This is a genomic window from Azonexus sp. (assembly GCF_041909095.1).
Classification (GTDB): domain Bacteria; phylum Pseudomonadota; class Gammaproteobacteria; order Burkholderiales; family Rhodocyclaceae; genus Azonexus.
The window spans coordinates 46,507-63,408 of record NZ_JAYREB010000004.1 but is presented as its reverse complement, the minus strand read 5'-3'; the positions used below and the strand labels follow the sequence as shown (position 1 = coordinate 63,408).

Here is a 16,902-nt window from a genome sequence, read left to right as displayed (position 1 = left end):
CCGGTCAGCGGCCGAAGGTGGCGGAAACCACCTCCATCAGCGCTTCGGCGACTTCCGGATCGTCGGTCAGGCTTTCGACGATGGCGCTGCGGCAGGCCAGCACCGGGTCCATGCCGTCGCCGACGAGGAGCGCCGCGTACACCAGCAGGCGGGTGCTCGCCACTTCCTCCAGGTCGTGGTCGCGCAACTGGCGCAGGGCGGCGGCGATGCCGGCGAGGCGACGGGCGAGGTCGGCGTCGCAGCCGGTTTCGCGGCGCAGGATGGCGGCCTCGCGCTCCGGCGTCGGGAAGTCGAAGCGCAGGCTGACGAAGCGCTGCCGGGTCGATGGTTTCATCCCCTTGAGCAGGTTCTGATATCCGGGGTTGTACGACACCACCAGCATGAAGGACGGCGGTGCCGCCAGCAGTTCGCCGGTGCGGTCGATCGGCAACAGGCGGCGGTCGTCGGCCAGCGGGTGGAGGACCACCGTGGTGTCCTTGCGCGCCTCGACCACCTCGTCCAGGTAGCAGATGCCGCCGGCGCGCACCGCCCGGGTCAGCGGGCCGTCGCACCAGACGGTCTGGCCGTCGCCGATCAGGTGGCGGCCGACCAGGTCGGCGGCGGTGAGGTCGTCGTGGCAGGCGACGGTGAACAGCGGCAGGCCCAGCTTCGCCGCCATGTGGGCGACGAAGCGCGTCTTGCCGCAGCCGGTCGGCCCCTTGATCAAGAGCGGCAGGCGGTTCTTCCAGGCCGATTCGAAGACCGTCGCCTCGTCGGCAAAGGGTTCGTAGAAGGGCGCCAGATCGGCGATTGCGGCGGGGGCAGCGGCGTTCATGCGGACATTCCTTTCCAGTAAGCGAGGGCGATGACGACGCCGACCAGCAGCAGCCAGCCGACGATCAGCGCCGGCCAGAGCGGCGGCGCGCGGCGCAGCGCCATGAATTCGAGGGCGACGACGCTGCCCTTGGCGATGGCGAGCAGCAGCAGGACGGCGGTCAGTACCGGGCCACCCTGCCCTTCGCCGAGCGCCCAGGTGAGCAGCGTGGCGAGAACCAGCAGCAGCCAGAGCAGCGCGGTGCGCGCCGGCGTGCCGTGCGGGCCGGCGGAAGTCGGATCAATGGATGACATAGACGAGCGGGAAGAGGATCAGCCAGACCAGGTCGACCATGTGCCAGTAGGCGGCGCCGCTTTCCAGGCCGTTCATCGCGCCCGGGCCGTAGTCGCCGCGGCGCAGGCCGTGCCAGAGCACGGCGAGGATGACCAGGCCGAGGATCACGTGCATGAAATGGAAGAAGGTCAGCGACAGGTAGAACATCTGGAACGGCCCGCCCGACAGATTGACGCCAGCGGCGAAGGCGAGCGCGTATTCGTGGCCCTTGACGCCGAGGAAGGCGAAACCGCAGACGATGGCGCCGAGCAGCCAGGGCGCCGCCCGGGCGCCGTCGCCACGCGCCGCGCCCTGCACGGCGCGGACGACCAGGGCGCTGGCGGTCAACAGCAACAGGGTGTTGATGGCGCCGGCGTTGCGGTCGAGCAGTTGCTGGCCGGCTTCGAACAGCGCCGGATGGCGGGCGCGGGTGAAGGCGTAGGCGGCGAAGAAGACGCCGAAGGCGAGCAGCTCGGCGAGGATGAAGATCCAGATGGCGAGGTCGCCGGCTAGGTGGCGCGGCGGCGGCAGGGAAAGATCGACTTGCATGCCGCGCAGTCTAGGCGCCGCCTCCGGGCGGGGCTTTGATGCGTGCTAAATTCATCCGGCCGCGGCCAAGGTGGACAAAAAAGGGGCGGCTCGCGCCGCCCCGAAAACACCACTATCCACTCGCTTGTTATTGGGCGCCTACCCGGCTTTCGCCCTTGACGAAGAAGCTGATCAGGTAGATCACCAGGCCAATCAGGAAGATCACGCCGCTGATCTCGCGCAGCCAGTAGAACAGCGAAATCTGGTCCTGCGTCGCCATGAAGGACAGCGGCGCGGTCGAGATACGCTGCAGCCAGACCTGCAGGATGCCGGCGGCGGTCAGGAACAGGGTGATGAAGACCATGGCGATGGTCATCAGCCAGAAGCTCCACATCTCCAGCACCTGGGCCCGCGGCGAATTGGCGGCACGACCGCGCAGGATCGGCATGGCGTAGCTGATCAGCGTCAGGACGACCATCACGTAGGCGCCGTAGAAGGCCATGTGACCGTGGGCGGCGGTGATCTGCGAACCGTGGGTGTAGTAGTTGACCGGAGCCAGGGTGTGCAGGAAGCCCCAGACGCCGGCACCGAGGAAGGCCATGACACCGGTACCGAGCGCCCACAGCACGGCAGCCTTGTTCGGATGCTCGCGGCGGCGACGGTTGACCATGTTGAAGGCGAAGACGGTCATCGCGAAGAACGGGATCGGTTCCAGGGCCGAGAACACCGAACCCCACCACTGCCAGTATTCCGGCGCGCCGATCCAGTAGTAGTGGTGACCGGTACCGATGATGCCGGTGACCAGCGTCAGGGTGATGATCACGTACAGCCACTTCTCGATCACTTCGCGGTCCACACCGGTGACCTTGATCAGGACGAAGGCGAGCAGCGCACCGAGGATCAGTTCCCAGACGCCTTCCACCCAGAGATGGACGACCCACCACCAGTAGTACTTGTCCTTGACCAGGTTGTGCGGGTTGTAGAAGGAGAACAGGAAGAAGATCGCCAGACCCCACAGGCCGAGCAACAGCACCATCGAAATCGCCGTCTTGCGCCCCTTCAGCATGGTCATGCTGATGTTGAAGAGGAAGCCTAGGGCGACAATGACGATGCCGATCTTGGTGATCAGCGGCTGTTCGAGGAACTCGCGCCCCATCGTCGCCAGGATGTCGTTGCCGGTCATCTCGGCCAGCGTGGCGTAGGGCACGAACAGGTAACCGAGGATGGTCAGCGCCCCGGCGACGAGGAAGATCCAGAATAGCCCGATCGCCAGCTTGGGACTATACAACTCGGTTTCCGACTCCTCCGGCACCATGTAGTAGGCCGCGCCCATGAAACCGAACAGCAGCCAGACGATCAGCAGGTTGGTGTGAACCATCCGGGCAACGTTGAAAGGCAGGGCGGGAAAGAGAAAATCCCCGACCACGTACTGGAGGCCCATGATCAGTCCGAAGACGATCTGCCCCACGAACAGGCCGATTGCCGCCACAAAATAGGGCTTGGCAACCGCTTGGCTCTTGTATTGCATCGCGATACTCCTTGAATGTCGAAACTCGGCGGGCTCAGCCTTCGATGTTGGGCGGCCAGTTGGCGGTGTTGATCTCGGAGGCGTACTTCAGGAAGGCCACCAGATCGTCGAGTTCCTTGTCGCTCAGATGGAACTGCGGCATCTGCCGCCGTCCCGGCGCGCCGGTCGGCTGTGCCTGGATCCACGCCTTGATGAAGTCCGGACCGCGACGGACATAGACGTTGCCGAGCTCCGGCGCGAAATAGGCGCCCTCGCCGAGCAAGGTGTGGCAACCGATGCAGTTGCGCGTCTCCCAGATCTTCTTGCCGGCGATCACCTCCGGCGTCAGATTCTGGCTGTTGTCCCGCTTCGGCAAGGCCTGGTTGGTGTCATAGGTGAGAGCCAGGAATAGGAGAAAGAAGAAGACCGTTCCCCCGTAAAAGATATTCCGGGCCATCGATTTCGTGAAAGTTCCGCTCATCGTGCGCTCCTGTGGATGGTGTGGAGCGCATTGTCCGCGTCAGCCCGGCGGCCCATCCATGATGTACATCAAGAACGAAAATCCGGCGGAAACGGCCGGCTGGCGGGGGGTGCGAGCGCTTGACAGGTGGGAAAGGCTACTGGCGGGAACGGCGACGAATGTTGTGATGTTTGCCATTGGTTAATGGCTGTCAGTTGCTCGGCCAACCCAGACGTTGGCAGTGATCGAGACTTTACCGCTTCAACCATTCTCCTTACAGGGCTATTTTTCTACTTATAATTTTTCCCTATCAGGCGATTTAAAACATCAAAATATATCCCTTTAGGGATATTTCTATGTTTATTTTTTATCCCTGCATGGATAATATACAGCTTTCGACTTTGCCCCAGAGGGAGATTATCGTGGACAAGTCCTACCGCTGGCTGCAGTTGCGCCAGGCCGACAAGCAGCTGAAGCCCTGGCTCAAGAAGACCTTCCCGCCGCGGCCGCCCTGCGGCTGGATACAGACCATCCGGGAAGCCCTTGGCATGACTGCCGTGTCGCTCGCTCAGCGCCTGCACGTGAGGAACTCCACAGTGCATAAGCTTGAGAAGAGCGAGGCCGACGACAGCATCTCGCTTGCCTCTCTGCGCAGGGTTGCCGCGGCGCTCGACTGCGAGCTGCACTATGTCCTCGTGCCGAAAACACCTCTGGAGGCCAAGCTTAAGGACCAGGCAAAGGCCGTGGCTCGGAAGCACATGCTACCCGTGGCGCACACCATGTCGCTTGAGGATCAGGCCGTTGGCAGCAAGGCACAGCAGGCCCAACTGGAGCTCATAGCGAAAGAGCTGCTCGACAGCAACTGGCGCGAGTTGTGGTGATGGAGTTCACGTACCAGCCCGGGCAGACCCCGCTCGACCCGGATGAAAAAGAGGGCCTGAAGCCCAAGCACGTCTCGACGCAGGGCGAGCTCAATGAGTGGGAGCAGTTCAACATCATCAAGGGCGCCCGGTGGGCTCAGCGCCAGCTCAAGCAGGACATCCTGGATGATGTATTCCTGCGCGAACTGCACAAGCGGATGTTCAGCGATACATGGACATGGGCCGGCACATACCGCAAGAGCGACAAGAATATCGGCTGCGATTGGCGCCAGATTTCCATGCGCGTCCGGAACTTACTTGAGAATACCAGGTATCAGGTCGAACACCAGGCCATACCCCCGGATGAGCTGGTGGCGCGGTTTCACCACCAGTTGGTACTCATCCACCCGTTCCCAAACGGCAATGGAAGGTGCTGTCGCTTGATAACTGACCTCCTGCTCCGGAAGATGGGGCAGGAACCGTTTTCATGGGGTAGCGGGGGATACGCTTCTCTCGTGAGCCAGAGCGAGCTGCGGGCTGAATACCTGGCCGCCCTACGAGCAGCTGACCAGGGCGACATCGCGCCCCTTCTTGCCTTCGCGCGCAAGTAGCTCAATCCTCGCAACGGCGGCAGCGTACGTCTGCTACGACAAACAGGACTGAGTCGATAGGGTAATACAATGATGGGCACCTAAAGGGGCGCTTATCTTCGTATTGCTGACTGAATTCACAGCAGGCTGAATGACCGGAAAGGCCGAGGACCTGCCAAAGGGTTTGCCTGCCCCCCCCCAGTTCGGAACTGACTGCATAATGAACCAAGGCCTGCTTTTCAGGCAGGCCTTGATAGGTTTCAGTTTCCGACGGAAATCATTTTCTTCGCCGGACTTTATTTTTCGACATCAGAACCGCCTCACCAGCTCGCCTCACGTTCCGGCGTTGCGGTGATCTTGTGGATGCTGAGGTCGGCGCCTTCGTATTCTTCTTCCTGGTCGAGGCGCAGGCCGAAGACTTTCTTCAGCAGGCCGTAGACGGCGAAGCCGCCGGTCAGGGCGACGGCGATGGCGAGCAGGGTCATCAGCAGTTGCGGCATGAAGGCGACACCGCCGGCGCCGCCCAGCGCCTTGCTGCCGAAGATGCCGGCGGCGATGCCGCCCCAGGCGCCGCACAGGCCGTGCAGCGGCCAGACGCCGAGGACGTCGTCGATCTTCCAGCGGTTCTGGGTCAGCGTGAACATGACGACGAACAGGGCGCCGGCGACCAGGCCGACGACCAGCGCCCCCATCGGGTGCATCAGGTCGGAACCGGCGCAGACGGCGACCAGGCCGGCGAGCGGGCCGTTATGGACGAAGCCGGGGTCGTTCTTGCCGAGCACCAGCGCGGCGAGGATGCCGCCGACCATGGCCATCAGCGAGTTGATGGCGACCAGGCCGGAGATGTTCTCGATGGTCTGCGCGCTCATCACGTTGAAGCCGAACCAGCCGACGGTGAGAATCCAGGCGCCGAGGGCGAGGAAGGGAATCGACGAGGGCGGGTGCGCCGACATCCGGCCGTCCTTGGTGTAACGGCCGTAACGGGCGCCGAGGAGGAGCACGGCGGGCAGCGCGATCCAGCCGCCCATCGCATGCACCACGACGGAGCCGGCGAAGTCGTGGAAGGGCGCACCAAATGTGGTCGTCAGCCAGTCCTGGATGCCGTACATCTTGTTCCAGGCGATGCCCTCGAAGAAGGGATAGACGAAGCCGACGAGCAGGAAGGTGGCGGCCAGTTGCGGGTAGAAGCGGGCGCGCTCGGCGATCCCGCCGGAGATGATGGCGGGGATGGCGGCGGCGAAGGTGAGCAGGAAGAAGAACTTGGTCAGCTCGTAGCCGTTCTTCTCCATCAGCGTGTCGACGCCGGTGAAGAAGTGGATGCCGTAAGCGATGCCGTAGCCGACGAAGAAGTAGGCGATGGTCGAGATCGCGAAGTCGGTCAGAATTTTGACCAGCGCGTTGACCTGGTTCTTCTTGCGGACGGTGCCGACCTCAAGAAAGGCGAAGCCTGCGTGCATGGCGAGCACCATGATGCCGCCGAGCAGGATGAAGAGAACATTGCTGCCGGAATGAAAGCTATCCATGAAAACCTCCAGAACGAATCCGGCGTGGAAAGCAAGCACCATTCCAGTGCATTAATTTCTTTTCAAATCAGGGCGTTGAATTTTGCACCAAGTTGAAAAGCGCACCGCTATCGTGCATTACGGGGCGGCCGCGCCCCGCAATCGTGCATCGCCTCAGTCCAGCGGGTAGCCACGCGGCAGCAGCACCCACATGCGGCCGCGCTGTTTCATGCGGCCGGCGAGGTTGCCGGCTTCCTTGCCGAAGCCCCAGAAGAAGTCGGCACGTACCGCACCACGGATGGCACCGCCGGTGTCCTGGGCGAGCATCAGGCGGTTCAGCGGCTGCGCCGAATTGGGGCGGGTGGTGGCGAGGAAGACCGGCGCGCCGAGCGGGATCGAACGCGGGTCGACGGCGATGCTGCGTTCGGCGGTGAGCGGCACGCCGAGCGCGCCGAGCGGACCATCGTCGCTGGCCGGCATTTCGCGGAAGAAGACGTAGCTGGGGTTGGCGTTGAGCAGTTCGTCGAGACGCGCCGGGTTGGCCCGCGCCCAGGCCTGGATGCCCTGCATCGACGCCTCTTCCAGCTTGAGGTCGCCGCGGTCGACGAGCAGGCGGCCGATCGAGCGGTAGGGATGGCCGTTCTGGTCGGCGTAATTGACCCGCAGCAGGCTGCCGTCGGGCAGGCGGATGCGCCCGGAGCCCTGGATCTGCAGGAAGAAGAGTTCGACCGCGTCATCGACCCAGGCCAGGGTCTTGGCCGGCAGGCGCTTGCCCTGGGCGGCGATCTCTCCGCGCGACCAGTAGGGAACGACCTTGTTGCCTTCGATCCGGCCGCGCACGCGCTTGCCCTTGAGTTCCGGGAAGAGATCGCCGAGTTCGACGGTCAGCAGATTGTCCGGCACGCCATGCACCGGGTAAAGGTTACGCTTGTCGCGCTGGCGGCTGCCCTGCAGCAGCGGTTCATAGTAGCCGGTGATCATGCCTTCGACGGCGCTGCGGTCGTCGGTCGATACCGCGTAGGGCTGCATGACGTTCTCGAAGTAGCGGCGGATCGCCTCGGCGGAGCGGGCGTCGACCTCGGCGGCGTGGGCGCAGGCCTGCTGCCACGAGGCGCCGCCGGCGCGGCTGCGCAGCGCCTGGCAGCTTTTCAGGAAAGGTTGCCAGGCGGCGCTCAGGTCATCTTCCTGCCAGCCCGGCAGCTCGCTCCAGGCGGCCAGCGTGAACACCCGGCTGAACGCGGGGGCGGCCGGCTTGTCCGCGGCGGCCTCGGCGCAGGGCGGGCAGTCCGGCGCCTTGGCCGTGGTTTCCGGCGAGACGATGCGCGGCGGCACGGCACAGGCGGCCAGTGCCAGCGTGGCGGCGAGAATGGCGGTTTGGAGTTTTGACATGGCTTTGGTTAGAGTGAGCAACTTTTCCCGAGTATACCTGTGACGATGATCGATCCCGCCCAACTCGAACGCTTGCTGAACCGCGCAGAACACGTCCTGTCCCGCCTCGAAGGCATCCTGCCGCCGCCCCCGGTACAGCCCGACTGGGCCGGCGCGGTGGCCTTCCGCTGGCGCAAGAGTGGCGGCCGCGGCTGGCTGCAGGGCGTCGCCTACCCGCACCCGATCCGCCTTGCCGACATCGAGACGGTCGACGATCAGAAGGCGCGCATCGTCGCCAACACCCGCCAGTTCGTCGCCGGCCACGGCGCCAACAACGTGCTGCTGACCGGCGCCCGCGGCTGTGGCAAGTCCTCGCTGGTGAAGGCGGTGCTCAACGAATTTTCAGCCGACGGGCTGCGCCTGATCGAGGTCGACAAGCACGACCTGGTCGACCTGCCGGACATCGTCGACCTGGTCGACGGGCGGCCGGAGAGGTTCATCATCTTCTGCGACGACCTCTCGTTCGAGGCCGGCGAGACCGCCTACAAGGCGCTGAAGTCGGTGCTCGACGGTTCGGTCGCGGCGCCGCCGGCCAACGTGCTGATCTACGCCACCTCCAACCGCCGCCACCTGATGCCGGAGTACATGTCGGAAAACCTCGAAGTGCAGCGCGTCGGCGACGAAATCCATCCCGGCGAGGCGGTCGAGGAAAAGGTCTCGCTGTCCGAACGCTTCGGCCTGTGGATTTCCTTCTACCCCTTCTCGCAGGACGATTACCTGGCGGTCTTCGCGCACTGGGCACGGGAGTTCGGCGTCGCCGCAGCGGTGATCGCCGGCAGCGAGCGCGAGGCGCTGAACTGGGCGCTGTCGCGCGGTTCGCGTTCGGGCCGCGTGGCCTGGCAGTTCGCCCGCGACCTCGCCGGCCGTCAGCCGGAGGGCGGCGCGTGAGCGATATCGTCGAAGTCGCGGCGGCGGTGATGCTGCGCGCCGGCGGCAGCGAGTTCCTGCTCGCCCAGCGCCCGGTGGGCAAGGTTTACGCCGGTTACTGGGAGTTCCCCGGCGGCAAGGTCGAACCCGGCGAGAGCGTGCGCGACGCGCTGGTGCGCGAACTGCAGGAGGAACTGGGCATCACCGTCACCGCCTGCCACCCCTGGCTGACCCGCGAACATATCTATCCGCACGCCACGGTACGCCTGAATTTCTGGCAGGTGACTGCCTGGCAGGGCGAAATCGGCATCACCGCGCCACTTGAGCACAGCGCGGTGGATTGGCAGCGGCGCGGCGCGGCGGCCAGCGTCGCCCCCATCCTGCCGGCCAACGGGCCGATCCTGAAAGGCCTGGCGCTGCCCGAGACGATGCTCGTCTCGTCGCTCGACGCAACGACGCCGACGGCCTGGCTGGCTCGACTGGAACACCGCCTGCAGAGTTCCGGCGACGTCCTGCCGCCGCTCGTCCAGGTGCGCGACAAGACACTACCGGCAACGGAGCGCGCCACCTTTGCCGCTGCCGTGGTCGAACTGGCGCGGCGCTACGGCGCGCCGGTGGTGATCAACGACGACCCGGCGCTGGCTGCCGCCTGCGGCGCCGACGGCGTGCACCTTTCCGCGACGGCGCTTGCCGCCTGCGTGGCGCGCCCGGATTTCGCCTGGGTCGGCACGTCCTGCCACACGGCGGCGGAAATCGCCCGCGCTGGCGAACTGGGGCTGGATTACGCGCTCTTGAGTCCGGTGCTGGCGACGCCGACCCACCCCGGCGCCCCCGGACTGGGCTGGCCGGAATTCGCCCGGCGCTGCGCCGGCAACACCTTGCCGGTGTTCGCCCTGGGCGGCATGCGCGAGTCGCTGCGCGACAGCGCCCGCGAGCACGGCGCCCACGGCATTGCGCTGATGCGCGGCTGGTAGGAAAGAAGAAGCGGCGCGCCGTTCAGCGCGGCGTGCTGCTGAAGTCGATGCCCGGCGCTGCGGTTTCCTCGTCGGTCGGCGCACCGGGGATGGTGTAGCTCTCGCTCGCCCAGGCGCCGAGATCGATCTGCTTGCAGCGTTCGGAGCAGAAGGGGCGCCAGCGGTTTTCCGGCGACCACGGGGATTCCTTGCCGCACTGTGGGCAGCGGACGAGACGAGGCGGTTTCACAGGTTGCAGAAGGTCAGCTTGAATTCGACGTCGCGCTCGCAGCCACGCGCCTTCAGCTCGTTGAGCGGCGGCTTGGTGAAGCGGATGTTGAGGAAGTACTTGTTGGCGCTGACTTCGGGCACCGCGGCTTCTTCCGCCGCCAGTTCGACGCGCACCATCTGCGCCGAGGTACCGCCGAGGTTGAGCTGGAACTGACCGTTGCTGGCAACATGCTGCTTCGGCCGGCCGCTCGAACGCAGCAGGCGAAGGACGATCGCCGATGCGTCGCGCAGCGCGAACAGCGGCTTGCTCCAGGCTTCCAGCGCATTGCGCCGGGCTTCCGGCGTGCGGTGCAGCCACCAGTGGTAGGACGGCAGGTCGAATTCGCAGACGCCGCCGGGAATCGCCGCCCGGCTCTTGATGCTCATCAGCCAGTCGTTGTCGCGCAGGTACTGGCCGATCTTGCCGCTCATCGCCAGCAGCGAGGCCGACGACTGTTCGATTTCGTAGAGCGCGCCGGACAGCGCCTCTTCGGAAATGTCCGGGTTGTTGCGAAAGGCGAGCAGGGTCTGGCGTTGCCGTTCGAGTTCCTGGATCAGGTCCATCTTGAGGTCGGCGCGACCGGCGGCCTCAAGGATTTCGAACAGCGTGACGAGGGCCACGTGATGTTCGTGCTGACCGTCGGCCCGAGCGAAATACGCCGTCTTCTCGAAAAGGTCTTCGAGACGCAACAGCGTACGGATGCGCTCGTTGAACGGGTATTCGTAGGTGATCACTCGGCCGGGTTCCGGAAATCGGAAAAATTTGCTGAATTCTGAGGCATTTGCGAGCAAATCTCAACAGCCAGCTTTAAGTTCTGCCGGCAAGATGAAGATATTTTGCATGCAGTTCGGCAACCGCCCGGTAAAGAATTGTGCGCTCGCCGTCATTGAGCACGATGTCGTCGGCAATCGCCAGCCTTGCCTCACGGCTGGCCTGGGCAGCGAGGATGGCGCGCACCTCGGCTTCGCTGATGCCGTTGCGCGCCATGACGCGGACGATCTGCAGGTTTTCCGGGCAATCGACGACCAGGATGCGCCGGCAGCGTTCGCGGTAGCTGCCGGATTCGACCAGCAGCGGCACGGCGAGGATGACGTAAGGCGCCGTCGCCGCCCGGCAGCGGGCGTCGGACAACTGGCGGATCAGCGGATGGAGGATGCCTTCCAGGCGCTGGCGCACGCCGGGGTCGGCGAAGGCCAGGCGGCGCATCGCGGCGCGGTCGAGGGCGCCGGACGGATCGGCGATCGCCGGCCCGAAGGCGGCGATCAGCGCCGGCATCGCGGCCCCGCCGGGCGCCGTCAGTTCGTGGGCGATGGCATCGGTATCGACCAGCGCCGCGCCGAGTTCGACGAAGGCATCGGCAACGGTACTCTTGCCGCTGCCGATGCCGCCCGTCAGGCCGACGACGAAGTCGCTCACGGACAGCGTTTCGGCGTGCTTTTCGGCAGGGCGCCAGCGAGCGCGCTGCGCAGGGCGTCGGCACGACTGGCCGGACCGCGGATTTCGAGGCGCGGCTTGCTTTCCTTGCCGTCCTTGTCCGGCCGCTGGGCAACCCGCGCCGAACGCACCCCCTTGTCCTGCAAGGTGGCCAGATGGTCGTTGGCGCCCTTCTCGCTGCTGAAGATGCCGAGCGAGATGGCGTGACGCTGACCACCTTCCTGAATGATGAAGTAATCGGTGATGCCGATCGCCTTCAACTCGGCGGCCTTCTTCTCGGCCGCCGCCCGGTTCGCCTGCGGCGGGATCGACACCCACCAGCCACGGTTCTCGACGCTGGTTTCACGCCAGGTGAAATCATCGAAGCCACCGGCCAGGACCCGCCGCACCCGGTCGCCCTCGACCTGACTCAAGCCTTCCCAGCTCAGACAGACGACCGCCGACGCCTGGGCTTTGGCGGCCTCCTTGGCTGCTGCTTCCTTGGCTGCTGCTTCCTTGGCTGCCGCTTCCTTCTTGGCCGCAGCCTCTTTGGCTGCTGTCTCCTTCTTGGCGGCGGCTTCTTTCGCGGCCGCTTCCTTGGCAGCCTTGGCGGCTTCCTTGGCCGTCAGCGCCGGTTTTTCCGCTGGCTCTTCCTCCGGCTCCGGCACTTCGGCTTCCAGTGCCGGAGCCGGCTGCGGCAGCGCTGGCGCTTCGCCGCGAGCGACGATGCGGATGCTTTCCGGCTTGATCTGCTGCGTGATGCGCACGCTTTCACCAACCTCCGCCGAACCGATCAGTCCCTGGCTGAAGGCGTAGAACAGCAAGTTGCCGAGGACGAGCAGGAAGACGATGAACTTCACGATCTCAGCCGACCTGGGGCAGGTGCTTCAGCGATTCGACGATGGCTTCGGCCGGGTACTCGTAATCCTCCAGCTTGCCGGCGAAATACTTGTCGTACGAGGCCATGTCAAAGTGACCGTGACCGGTCAGGCAGAAGAGGATCGTCTTGGCTTCGCCGGTCGCCTTGCAGCGCAGGGCTTCGTCGATGGCGGCGCGGATGCCGTGGCAGGATTCCGGTGCCGGGATGATGCCTTCGGCGCGGGCGAACTGGACGCCTGCCTCGAAGGTGCCGACCTGCGGCACCGCCACCGCTTCCAGCAGCTTTTCGTGGAAGAGTTGCGAGAGCAGCGGCGAGGCGCCGTGGTAACGCAGGCCGCCGGCGTGGATGCCGGGCGGCATGAAGTCGTGGCCGAGGGTGTACATCTTCATGATCGGCGTGTAGCCGGAGGCGTCGCCGTAGTCATAGGTGTAAGCGCCCTTGGTCAGCGTCGGGCAGGAGGTCGGCTCGACCGCGACGCAGCGCAGGTTTTTCGCGCGCGGGTCGCCGGCCGCCTTGTCCGCCAGGAAAGGGAAGGCGATGCCACCGAAGCTGGAACCGCCGCCGCAGGGCCCGAAGATCACGTCCGGATAGAGGCCGATCTTGGCGAACTGCTTCTTCGCTTCGAGGCCGATCACGGTCTGGTGCAGCAGCACATGGTTGAGCACCGAACCGAGGGTGTAGCAGGTATTGGGGTCGGCGGCGGCTTCCTCGACCGCTTCCGAAATCGCCAGGCCAAGCGAGCCCTGGCATTCCGGGTCGGCAGCCAGCGCGGCGCGGCCGGCGTTGGTCAGATTGGTCGGCGAGGCGAAGACCTCGGCGCCCCAGGTCTGCATCATCGAGCGGCGGAAGGGCTTCTGCTGGTAGCTGACATTGACCATGAAGACGCGCACTGGCAGGCCGAACATCTGGCCGGCGTAGGCGATCGACGAGCCCCACTGGCCGGCGCCGGTTTCGGTGGTCAGCTTCTTGGTGCCGGCCAGCTTGTTGAAATAGGCCTGCGGCACGGCGGAATTCGGCTTGTGCGAACCGGCCGGCGAAACGCCTTCGTACTTGAAGAAGATCTTGGCCGGCGTACCCAGTGCCTGCTCCAGGCGCAGTGCCCGGCACAGCGGCGCCGGGCGCCATTGCGCGTAAATCTGGCGCACTTCCTCGGGAATCGGAATCCAGCGCTCGGCACTCATTTCCTGCTCGAGGATGGGACCGGGGAAGATCGCCCCCATTGCTTCCGGCGGCACCGGCTTGCCATCCGGCCCGAGCGGCGGCGCCGGCGGGTTGGGCATGTCGGCGACGACGTTGTACCAGTGGGTGGGGATTTCTTCCTGCTCGAGGTTGATGCGCAACGGTGTCATGTTTTTCTCTCTCCCTGCGGTCGGCGCCGCAAAGCCGGTAAATTACTCCAAAACCCCGCCCGGACCAAGGGCGCGGCCGTCTGATCCGGAGTAAAGTAGCGCCTGTTTTTTGCCCGCCAACCCGTGTCGACCTTGATCTTTCACCCCCTGCTCCAGCATGCCGCCAGCCCGCCACCGGCCGGCCTGATGATCGCCGTCACGGCCAGCCGTGGGGCCGCCGGCGAACTGCAGCTGGATTACCGGCTGCACGGTGTCACCATCCTCGCACTGCCGCCACCGGCCGTCGCCGGCCCGGCCGACGGCCTGTGGCAGCACACCTGCTGCGAAGCCTTCATCGCCGTGGCCGACGGCCCGGCCTACCGCGAATTCAACTTCGCGCCGTCCGGCCAGTGGGCGGTGTACGACTTCGCCGACTACCGTCAACGCAACGAAAGCTGGCAACCGCCAGCAGCACCGCAGATTTCCTGCCGCCGCGACGGCGACACGCTGTACCTGATGGCGACCGTTCCCGCCGCGCTGTTGCCGGCCAACGCCGCCCGCCTCGGTCTCAGCGTCGTCGCCGCCACCCCAGCCGGCGACAGGAGCTACTGGGCGCTGGCCCACGCCGCCGCCCAGCCCGATTTCCACCTCGCCGCCAGCTTCGTGCTGCCCCTGCCATGACGCAAAAACTCCTGTTCGGCATCGACCGTCTGCTTGCCGACTCCGATCTGCGCCGCCCGCTCGCCGGCCGCCGCCTCGCCCTGCTCGCCCACCCGGCGTCGGTCACTGCCGACCTGACGCACAGCCTCGACGCCCTCGCTGCGCTGCCCGACCTCAAGCTCACCGCCGCTTTCGGCCCGCAACACGGGATCAAGGGCGACAAGCAGGACAACATGGTCGAATCGCCGGATTTCGTCGATCCGCAACTGGGCATCCCGATCTTCAGCCTGTACGGCGAAGTGCGCCGGCCGACGGCGGCGATGATGGAAACCTTCGACGTGCTGCTGGTCGACCTGCAGGACCTCGGCTGCCGCATCTACACCTTCATCACCACGCTGCGCTACGTGCTCGAAGCCGCCGCCGCATCCGGCAAGGAAGTCTGGGTGCTCGACCGCCCCAACCCGGCTGGCCGACCGGCCGAAGGTTTCACGCTGCGCGCGGGTTGGGAGAGCTTCGTCGGTGCCGGCCCGCTGCCGATGCGCCACGGCCTGACCATGGGCGAACTCGGCGCCTGGTTCATCGCCCAATTGCAGCTCGACGTCGATTACCGCGTCATCGAGATGCAGGGCTGGCAGCCCGACGTCGCGCCCGGTTACGGCTGGCCGCTCGGCGAGCGGACCTGGATCAACCCCAGCCCGAACGCGCCCAACCTGTCGATGGCGCGCGCCTACGCCGGCACCGTCATGCTCGAAGGGACGACCTTGAGCGAAGGGCGCGGCACGACGCGACCGCTGGAATTCCTCTTCGGCGCGCCGGACATCGACGCCGCCGCGGTGCTCGTCGAGATGCAGGCGCTCGCTCCTGACTGGCTGACCGGCGGCAAGCTGCGCGTCTGCTGGTTCGAGCCGACCTTCCACAAGTTTCACGGTCAACTGTGCCAGGCGCTGCAAATCCACAGCGAAGGCCCCTACTACGACCACGCCGCGTTCCGCCCCTGGCGCCTGCAGGCGCTGGCCTTCAAGGCGATCCGCCGCCTCTACCCGGACTACCCGATCTGGCGCGACTTTGGCTACGAGTACGAATTCGAGCGCCTGGCCATCGACCTGATCAACGGCTCGCCGCTGCTGCGCGAATGGGTGGACGATCCGGCGGCGACGCCGGCCGATCTCGACGCCGCCGCGCGCGCCGACGAACAGGCCTGGCTGGCCGAACGCGAAGGCTTCCTGCTCTACCGATGAGCCCGGAATTCGCCGCGCCGCTGCTCGCCATCGAGACCCACCCGCTGCAAACGACCATCGTCGCCGTCTTCGCCGTCGTCTACCTCGGCATGTTCCTCGGCGGCCTGCCGAAGCTGAAGCTCGACCGCAGCGGCGTCGCGCTGCTCGGCGGCATCGCCGTCGTCGGCATCGGCGCGATGACGACCGAGGAAGCGGCGCGTGCCGTCCATCTGCCAACCATCCTGCTGCTCTTCGCCTTCATGGTCGTTTCAGCACAGATGCGCCTGGGCGGTTTCTACACCGAAGTCACCCGGCGCGTGGCCGCGCTGCCGCTCGCCGAACCCTGGCTGCTCGGCGCCCTGATCTTCGTCGCTGGCGCGCTGTCGGCGGTGTTCTCCAACGACATTGTCTGCCTGGCGATGACGCCGGTGGTCGCCCGCCTGTGCATCGAGCGCCGGCTCGACCCGGTGATTTTCCTGGTAGGCCTCGCCTGCGCCGCCAACATCGGCTCGGCGGCGACCTTGATCGGCAATCCGCAGAACATGTTGATCGGTTCGGTGCTGCAACTGCATTTTGCCGACTACCTGTGGCGGGCGCTGCCGCCGGTCGGGCTCGGCCTGCTCGCGCTGTGGGCCTGGCTGGTGTTCGCGCCGCGCCGCCTCACCCTGCCGCCGCCCGCCGCCCCGGTCGACGAGGCGCTGCCCGAGTTCGACCGCCTGCAGACCGCCAAGGGCCTCGCCGTCGCCACCGTGCTGCTGGTCGTCTTCCTGTGCACCGACTGGCCGCGCGAAGTCGCCGCCCTGGTCGGCGCCGGCGTGCTGCTGCTGTCGCGGCGTTTCCATTCCTCGCACGTCATGGGCTTCGTCGATTGGGAACTGCTGGTGCTCTTCGTCGGCCTCTTCGTCGTCAATCACGCTTTCGACGGCACCGGCCTGGCCGCCATCGCCGTTGCCTGGCTGGCCGGCCACGGCATCCACCTGGGCGATAGCGGGCCACTGTTCGCGGTCGGCGTCGGCCTCTCCAACCTGGTTTCCAACGTGCCGGCGGTGATGCTGCTGCTGCCGCACCTGAAAACCCCGGAGGCTGGCATCACCCTGGCGCTGGTCAGCACGCTGGCCGGCAACCTGCTGCTGGTCGGCTCGATCGCCAACCTGATCGTCGTCGACCTCGCCCGCAAACAGGGCATCGCCATCGACTGGCGCCAGCACCTGCGCATCGGCCTGCCGGTGACGGCGCTAACGCTGGCGATCGCCTGGGGCTGGCTGATTTTGTAAAACTCCCGGGAACCGAATGGCGATTCGGCACCCCAAGT

The 16,902-nt window shown here is 65.8% G+C and carries 19 protein-coding genes; 7 read left to right on the top strand and 12 right to left on the bottom strand.

Annotated features, from left to right (window positions below; translation table 11 throughout):
• Positions 1-4: 4 nt before the first annotated feature.
• From ACE3OV_RS09855 to ACE3OV_RS09835, 5 genes are all read right to left on the bottom strand, one after another.
• Positions 5-814: a CbbQ/NirQ/NorQ/GpvN family protein gene (locus tag ACE3OV_RS09855; protein WP_374326873.1), complete on the bottom strand. Its 810-nt coding sequence runs from the start codon at positions 812-814 to the stop codon at positions 5-7.
• Positions 811-1,107, bottom strand: coding sequence for a cytochrome C oxidase subunit IV family protein (locus tag ACE3OV_RS09850; protein ID WP_374326872.1), 297 nt, complete (start codon positions 1,105-1,107; stop codon positions 811-813). Before ACE3OV_RS09850 ends, ACE3OV_RS09855 begins: the two co-directional genes overlap by 4 nt.
• On the bottom strand, positions 1,094-1,675 hold the full coding sequence (locus ACE3OV_RS09845) for a cytochrome c oxidase subunit 3 (RefSeq protein WP_374326871.1): 582 nt from the start codon (positions 1,673-1,675) through the stop codon (positions 1,094-1,096). The genes ACE3OV_RS09850 and ACE3OV_RS09845 overlap by 14 nt, the downstream gene beginning before the upstream one ends.
• A gap of 127 nt (positions 1,676-1,802) precedes the next feature.
• Entirely contained in the window at positions 1,803-3,182 is a 1,380-nt protein-coding gene (locus ACE3OV_RS09840; RefSeq protein WP_374326870.1) for a cbb3-type cytochrome c oxidase subunit I, read from the bottom strand.
• A 34-nt stretch (positions 3,183-3,216) separates the two neighbouring features.
• Positions 3,217-3,642: a cytochrome c gene (locus tag ACE3OV_RS09835; RefSeq protein ID WP_026687462.1), complete on the bottom strand. Its 426-nt coding sequence runs from the start codon at positions 3,640-3,642 to the stop codon at positions 3,217-3,219.
• 401 nt (positions 3,643-4,043) lie between these two features.
• Between ACE3OV_RS09835 and ACE3OV_RS09830 the strand changes: the two genes are divergently transcribed.
• Together ACE3OV_RS09830 and ACE3OV_RS09825 are read left to right on the top strand one after the other, a co-directional pair.
• A complete protein-coding gene (locus ACE3OV_RS09830; RefSeq protein ID WP_374326869.1) occupies positions 4,044-4,502 on the top strand; it encodes a mobile mystery protein A in 459 nt (152 codons plus the stop codon).
• Complete coding sequence (locus tag ACE3OV_RS09825) at positions 4,502-5,092, top strand: mobile mystery protein B (protein ID WP_374326868.1); 591 nt, start codon at positions 4,502-4,504, stop codon at positions 5,090-5,092. Before ACE3OV_RS09830 ends, ACE3OV_RS09825 begins: the two co-directional genes overlap by 1 nt.
• Before the next feature lie 299 nt (positions 5,093-5,391).
• Here the strand turns inward: ACE3OV_RS09825 and ACE3OV_RS09820 are convergent, their stop codons facing one another.
• Together ACE3OV_RS09820 and ACE3OV_RS09815 are read right to left on the bottom strand one after the other, a co-directional pair.
• Positions 5,392-6,594 carry an ammonium transporter gene (locus ACE3OV_RS09820; protein WP_374326867.1) on the bottom strand — a complete coding sequence of 401 codons (1,203 nt, stop codon included), beginning with the start codon at positions 6,592-6,594 and terminating at the stop codon, positions 5,392-5,394.
• A gap of 153 nt (positions 6,595-6,747) precedes the next feature.
• Positions 6,748-7,962, bottom strand: coding sequence for a murein transglycosylase A (locus tag ACE3OV_RS09815; protein WP_374326866.1), 1,215 nt, complete (start codon positions 7,960-7,962; stop codon positions 6,748-6,750).
• Between the two features lie 45 nt (positions 7,963-8,007).
• Here ACE3OV_RS09815 and ACE3OV_RS09810 point away from each other — a divergent pair, with 45 nt between their 5' ends.
• Positions 8,008-8,889 carry an ATP-binding protein gene (locus ACE3OV_RS09810; RefSeq protein WP_374326865.1) on the top strand — a complete coding sequence of 294 codons (882 nt, stop codon included), beginning with the start codon at positions 8,008-8,010 and terminating at the stop codon, positions 8,887-8,889.
• Positions 8,886-9,842, top strand: coding sequence for a Nudix family hydrolase (locus ACE3OV_RS09805; RefSeq protein WP_374326864.1), 957 nt, complete (start codon positions 8,886-8,888; stop codon positions 9,840-9,842). The genes ACE3OV_RS09810 and ACE3OV_RS09805 overlap by 4 nt, the downstream gene beginning before the upstream one ends.
• 22 nt (positions 9,843-9,864) lie before the next feature.
• Here ACE3OV_RS09805 and ACE3OV_RS09800 read toward each other — a convergent pair whose 3' ends face one another.
• From ACE3OV_RS09800 to ACE3OV_RS09780, 5 genes are all read right to left on the bottom strand, one after another.
• Positions 9,865-10,071 carry a DNA gyrase inhibitor YacG gene (locus ACE3OV_RS09800; RefSeq protein WP_374326863.1) on the bottom strand — a complete coding sequence of 69 codons (207 nt, stop codon included), beginning with the start codon at positions 10,069-10,071 and terminating at the stop codon, positions 9,865-9,867.
• On the bottom strand, positions 10,068-10,826 hold the full coding sequence (zapD, locus tag ACE3OV_RS09795; protein ID WP_374326862.1) for a cell division protein ZapD: 759 nt from the start codon (positions 10,824-10,826) through the stop codon (positions 10,068-10,070). The genes ACE3OV_RS09800 and zapD overlap by 4 nt, the downstream gene beginning before the upstream one ends.
• A gap of 73 nt (positions 10,827-10,899) precedes the next feature.
• Positions 10,900-11,514, bottom strand: coding sequence for a dephospho-CoA kinase (coaE, locus tag ACE3OV_RS09790; RefSeq protein WP_374327110.1), 615 nt, complete (start codon positions 11,512-11,514; stop codon positions 10,900-10,902).
• Complete coding sequence (locus ACE3OV_RS09785) at positions 11,505-12,365, bottom strand: SPOR domain-containing protein (RefSeq protein WP_374326861.1); 861 nt, start codon at positions 12,363-12,365, stop codon at positions 11,505-11,507. The genes coaE and ACE3OV_RS09785 overlap by 10 nt, the downstream gene beginning before the upstream one ends.
• 4 nt (positions 12,366-12,369) lie before the next feature.
• Positions 12,370-13,734 (bottom strand): TrpB-like pyridoxal phosphate-dependent enzyme, encoded by a 1,365-nt coding sequence (locus ACE3OV_RS09780; RefSeq protein ID WP_374326859.1) that lies wholly within the window; start codon positions 13,732-13,734, stop codon positions 12,370-12,372.
• Between the two features lie 132 nt (positions 13,735-13,866).
• Here ACE3OV_RS09780 and ACE3OV_RS09775 point away from each other — a divergent pair, with 132 nt between their 5' ends.
• The 3 genes from ACE3OV_RS09775 to ACE3OV_RS09765 are packed head-to-tail and all read left to right on the top strand — an operon-like array spanning position 13,867 to position 16,864.
• Positions 13,867-14,394 (top strand): DOMON-like domain-containing protein, encoded by a 528-nt coding sequence (locus tag ACE3OV_RS09775; RefSeq protein WP_374326858.1) that lies wholly within the window; start codon positions 13,867-13,869, stop codon positions 14,392-14,394.
• On the top strand, positions 14,391-15,611 hold the full coding sequence (locus ACE3OV_RS09770; RefSeq protein WP_374326856.1) for an exo-beta-N-acetylmuramidase NamZ domain-containing protein: 1,221 nt from the start codon (positions 14,391-14,393) through the stop codon (positions 15,609-15,611). The genes ACE3OV_RS09775 and ACE3OV_RS09770 overlap by 4 nt, the downstream gene beginning before the upstream one ends.
• A complete protein-coding gene (locus ACE3OV_RS09765) occupies positions 15,608-16,864 on the top strand; it encodes an anion transporter (protein WP_374326855.1) in 1,257 nt (418 codons plus the stop codon). Before ACE3OV_RS09770 ends, ACE3OV_RS09765 begins: the two co-directional genes overlap by 4 nt.
• Positions 16,865-16,902: the final 38 nt, after the last annotated feature.